This is a genomic window from Candidatus Coatesbacteria bacterium (assembly GCA_014728225.1).
Classification (GTDB): Bacteria; RBG-13-66-14; RBG-13-66-14; order RBG-13-66-14; family RBG-13-66-14; genus WJLX01.
In genome coordinates, this window is the sequence record WJLX01000115.1 from 1 (window position 1) to 5336 (window position 5336).

At 65.2% G+C, this 5336-nt stretch carries 2 protein-coding genes; one reads left to right on the top strand and one right to left on the bottom strand.

The annotated features are described in order from the left end of the window. Nucleotides 1-239: 239 nt before the first annotated feature. Nucleotides 240-4400: a hypothetical protein gene (locus tag GF399_08180; protein MBD3400295.1), complete on the top strand. Its 4161-nt coding sequence runs from the start codon at nt 240-242 to the stop codon at nt 4398-4400. Nucleotides 4401-4672: 272 nt separating this feature from the next. Here GF399_08180 and GF399_08185 read toward each other — a convergent pair whose 3' ends face one another. Then, nucleotides 4673-5143, bottom strand: a complete 471-nt coding sequence (locus GF399_08185; GenBank protein MBD3400296.1) for a hypothetical protein — start codon at nt 5141-5143, stop codon at nt 4673-4675. Nucleotides 5144-5336 lie beyond the last annotated feature (193 nt).

The following is a 5336-nucleotide window of genomic DNA, read 5'->3' on the forward strand; positions in this document are numbered from 1 at the left end:
CGGTTTTTGCGGAGGCGAACCGTTATCCTCGCCCCAACGGTCGCCGAGATGCAAAAACCGTGCAGGTTCCGGCGGATGTTGAGCTCCAGCCGACGGCGGCAGTTTTTCGCGGGGCACGGGTCATGGCTATTGGTGTGGGTAGAGGACGACGCGGATAGAGGACGACAACGCTGTTTGGGTCTGCTAAAATCCAGGGGTGGTATAGGTTGCAGTTACTCTCCCAGCGAGGGGTGATCGTGGTGAACAGGACCGCCATTGTTATCGCAATCCTATTGACGGCCGTCGCCGGGCTGGCCGACAACGCCGATTTCCGCGTCGCCGACGTTTTCGAATCAGCGCAGGTCGAAGACCTGCACCGCATCGACGGCGGCGGGGACGTCTTCTCCGGCGCCAGGTTGCGTTTGAGTTCAGCGGGCGACTACGTCGAGTACGTCTTTTTACCCGATATGCAGGACGGCGCCGACCGCGGTGGGACCGTCGGCTCACTCGACGATTTCGCCTGCGCCCGTTATTCGCCCTTCCGGGCCCAGTCGGCGACCCTGACCCTCGACGGCCGGGGGACGCTTCGGGTGACCTGCAGGCGCTACGGCGAGCGTCCGGCGGACGCCCTGGAGCTGTACCGCGGACCGGCGGATGGGCTGGACCTGGTCGTCCCGCACCAATTACTGGTCTGGAAGGAGGAGGACCCTCGAGTCCACCTGATCTTCCGTCTCGAGGCGACCACGGGGAGCGTCGAACTCGACGAGCTGCGACTGAGCTGGGAAACCAGCGGTTTCGCCCAGAACTACAACTGGTACGTCCTGCGCAAGGGTGATCCGGAAGAACGCGACGAGGCCCGGGGCTGGTGCGCCCTGCTGGAGAACGAGAAACCCGGCCTGATCCAGCAGACAATCAACTGGGGCTGGGCCCAACCGACCTTCCTCTACTGGCTCTGGGAATGGGACGAGAACGGCGGCCCGGCCGAGGCCGACGTGCCCGAAGACAAGCTCAACGCCACGCGGCTGTTGCGCTTCTACAGCGGCGAACCCCTGCGGGTGCGCGGCGGCGAGTTATCGGGCACGGGCGTCGGTCAGTGCGAGTTCGTCTTCGAGCTTTCCGCCGAGGATTACCCCCGCTTCACCACCTACGGCCGCTGCGACGACCTGACCGCCAACAGCGACAAGCTGTTCGACTACGACTGGGACCCCCGCGGCGGTGACGCCAACCAGCACTTCTTCTACGCCTTCGAGCACAACGCCTGGATCTACGATCCGACCTATCCCTTCTTCAAAAACGACCGAACCAGTTTCACTAAGGAATACGTCGACACCCCCCGGGTCTCCTACTACCTCGAGGGCCGCGGTGATGACGGTCGTGTCCGTCTCTATCGCACGAAGGACGAGGACGACTTCTACGTCCTGCGCTGCTACCTGCACCTGTATTTCTCCGACAAGGTCCTCGACGAGAACCACGGGTTTAGGGATCACGGGCCGGCCCACGTCCAGCCGCCGGCGCGGATCGACTTCCGGGGTCGGCTGCCGATCGATTACTACAACTACTGGGAGGGCAAACTCCCCAAGGATGGCGAGCCCGTTCCCGGTATCCGGACTTTCCTGCTCAAGACCGTTGAAGAGCTGGAAGAAACCACCCCGGTCGAGCGCGCCAATCCGGATTATCGCATCGGCCTGCCGCGCAACATCTCCGGCTACGGCTTGATAAACGAGCCCCAGTACGACGTGCGCCGACTCCGCGAGCGCGGTCAGGAGTACTACGCCCTGGCGGGCTACAACTACGATCTCCAGCGTCACTTCGCTCACTGGCTCCTGGAAGAGGACCCCCTCGAGGGCGACTGGATCTGGGGCGACCACGGTTACCGCGGCACACCGGCCGAACGCGTGGCCCAGATCGAGCGGGCCTGGGGCGTCGACCTCGATTACCGTCCGGGTGATTCCTTCGACGAGGCGGGCATCGAGCTGCCGGTGCGCCGGGTCGAACCCCGGGCCGACGGCGTCAACGAATGGGAAAGCCGCCACTTCGACCGCCACTGGTACGACTACATCCGCTTCCTCCACCACAGCCAGGAGATCTTCCTCCATTTCAACACCAACGTCCTGGAGCAAGCCCTCAAGGTTCGCGATACCGACGGTGACGGTCAGGGCGACGATCTGACAGACCTGCGCCGCATCTACGGTCCCGAATCGACCTTCTGGGAGAAGGGGGTGTCTTTCAACTCCAGTCATCAGAACCCCGCGGCTTTGGGAACCGACGTCGGCGGCGCCAACACCTATGGTTCCGACTGGGCCGGTTTCATCGGTCCGGTGCGCGCCGCCCAGGGGTTGTGGACCGACGATCCCGCCGACCCCTTCGGTGAGCGGCGCATCTTCATGGGCGAGTACGGCGTCGGCTTCTCCGCGGAGCGTGACTGGGATTCCATCCCCAGCATCGCCGACTCCTCCTGGATGCTGCAATACTTCAACTGGCTCGACGTACCCGTCCACTTCCAGGTTTTCATGCTGCGCGGGATGGCCCGAGAGCGCCACTACCGATTCAATTTCGACACCGGCGAGTGGGGGTGGACCCCCGGCGATCCCGCCGAGGAGGTCTTCCATCGCTACGTCGATCCGACACCCGACCTGCACTTCGACCGCACCCGCCGGGTGCTGCTGGTCTACGATCCGCCCAGTCTGTCCTGCGGCAGCTTCGGAGATATCCGCTACGCCCTGATCCGCGCCGCCATCGGCCTGCATCACACCGGCGCCTACCCGGACATCTGGCCCGCCTGGCGCTTGAACAGGCTCTTCAACCCCACCGACGCCGAGCTGTTGGCCGAGCGCTACAAGCTGCTGGTGCTGCCCGACATGTTCATCATCGACGAAGAGACCGAAGAACTGCTCGACGCCTACATCGCGGCCGGAGGCAAGATCGTCTTCTTCGAGGGTGTCGGCACCCGGCGCATCGACGGCGCCGGCAGGCTCTCCCCCCACCTCTGCCGCAGCCTGTACGGCTCCGAGCGTCCCGACGACAAGGAATTCGCCTCCGACAGTCGGAGTACGGTCAACCTGGCGGCCAAACACGACTTCGGTTACCTGGGAGACGGTGATGGCACACCCCTCAACGTCACCCGCAGCGACGGCGTCAACGACGCCGAGAATCACATGTTCTACGCCCCCGTCGACGGCGGTCGGGTAATCGCCGAGGCCGCCGGCGAACCGCTGATCAACCTCCTCGACGCCGACGGTGACGATTACGGCAGCCGGCTATACGTCGGCGCCGGCTACGCCCCATACTTCCACTTCGCCGACGACTGGCTGGGGGTCAAGCTGCTGGCCTCGGCCGCCCGCTGGGCCGGTATCGATCCCTACGAGGGCGCCGCCCCCGCCGTCTCCCTGCAGGACCCCGGCTTCGAGGAAGCCTCACGCTCCTTCTGGAAAACCACCCACGGCGGCAACAGCGACAACCTGGCCCAACTGACCGCCAACGGCGCCGTCTACGGCGAGCGCTGCATCCACCTGCGCTACGAAGCCGGTGATCCTGCGGGCTACGCCGCTGTAGCCACCACGGAACGCAACCAGCCCCTGGACGGATTCGAACCCGGCCGCCAGTACACCCTGTTCCTCGATGCCCGGGCCCTGCGCCGCGAGGTCGACGACTACTTCCGTGAGGTCGACGGCCAACCCGGCCAGGCCGGCCCGTATCTCAAGCTGAGCCTCAACGTCTGCCCCACAGGCTCCGACGTACCGCTGCCCGCCTCCGCCGGCTCCGTCGAGTGGGCTTGGGTCTTCAACCTCTTCAACGACGACGAGTGGCACCGTTACGACGCCCCCTTCGTCTGCCCCCACTACGATCCCGCCAGCCAATGGCTCAGCCTGGAGCTCAGCCTGGACGACGGCTTGCAGCTCGAGCGCGAGGAGTACTCCGGCGCCTGGTCGACCGACCGCCGGATCGACTACGCCGGCAGCGGCTTGTTGCTGGATAACGTCGGCGTCTGGCGCGACGACTGCGTCGCCGACACCCTGTTCGACCCCCGGGCCAATCACGGCCACGACCACGTCCTGGACCTCGACGACGGCGACGCCCTGCTGGCTTTCAAGCCCGGCACCTTCGATCTGCCCGCCGCAACGCGGGTGCTGCTGCTGCTGGACTTCGACGGCGCCCCGCCTGCCGGGCTGACCGTCGGCCTGGACCGCCGCTTCACCGCCGACAACGAGGACACCGTCCGCGGCGGCTGGACGGGAAACGGCACCGGGCGCGAGTTGATCTCCCACGGCGGCCGACCCGCCGTCGACGTGACCGACCTCTACGAAGACTGGAGCGCCAGCGGCGACGAGACCTTCGCCCTGCGCCTCGGCGGCGACGGCGAGCTGCTCAGCCGGGAGAACTGGGACTTCGCCGAGCGGCCCCGCTTGGTGCCCGTCTGGTAAACGGTGCTCCACACCTTAGTGATAAGCGAAACGCCGGTCCGCGAGCCGGCGTTTCACATACCGCCACCGACCCCGGCAAAACCCGCCGGCGGCGTCCCGCTGATACGCGGAAGCCCGGAACTGGCACGGTTTTTGCGGAGGCGGACCGTTATGATCCGTCCTAACGGTCGCCGAGATGCAAAAACCGTGCCAGTTCCGGGCTTCCGGCGGTTCGGGGTTGGGTTAGGATCCTCAGCGGCGGGTTTTGCCGGGGTCGGGTCAAGTCCGGCGGGTTAGTCGGCGAGGCGTTGCACAAGCAGCTCGTGCAGGGCCTGCTCCATTACGCCGGACGAGGGGAACTCCTTGACCGAACTGCCCGCGCCGAGGACGATATTGAGCCGCTCCTCGGTAGCAGTAAACACGGCGTTGATGGTCACCAGGCATCCCTCATCAGCCTGCTCGACGAAAACGTTGAACAGACCCCGCGGGTTCTTGATCTTGTAGTCGATGGTATCTTCGGCGGCGTGGAGCCAGGATCGGTGAGCGGTGACCTCCCGGGTGCTGATATAGCCGGAATCTTTGTCGAGATGTTCGAGGGGCAGGTTGGTTTCGGCGAAGGTGGCCACCAAAGCCGCCCAGACAGCATCGTATTCGGCCGAATAGCAGCGTTGCTTCTCGACGGTCGGGGCCTCGGCGGTTTCGGGCGTGAAACCGCAGCCGACCATTAGCAACAGAACCGCGACAAAAGACAGGGTTCTTATCATTGCAGCTCCTTATCGGTTTTTAAGAGTGACGTACCGATTACAACAAACCGCTCCGACGGGGGCGGTCAACGAGCAGGGGCGGCGTTATCGAAGGCCGGAGCCTCAGGGGTGGATGAAGGCGGCGAAGCTCCAGGCGGCGTCTGCGCCGTCGGGGCCGATGATCCCCAGGGCGACGACGTACCGGGTGCCCGCC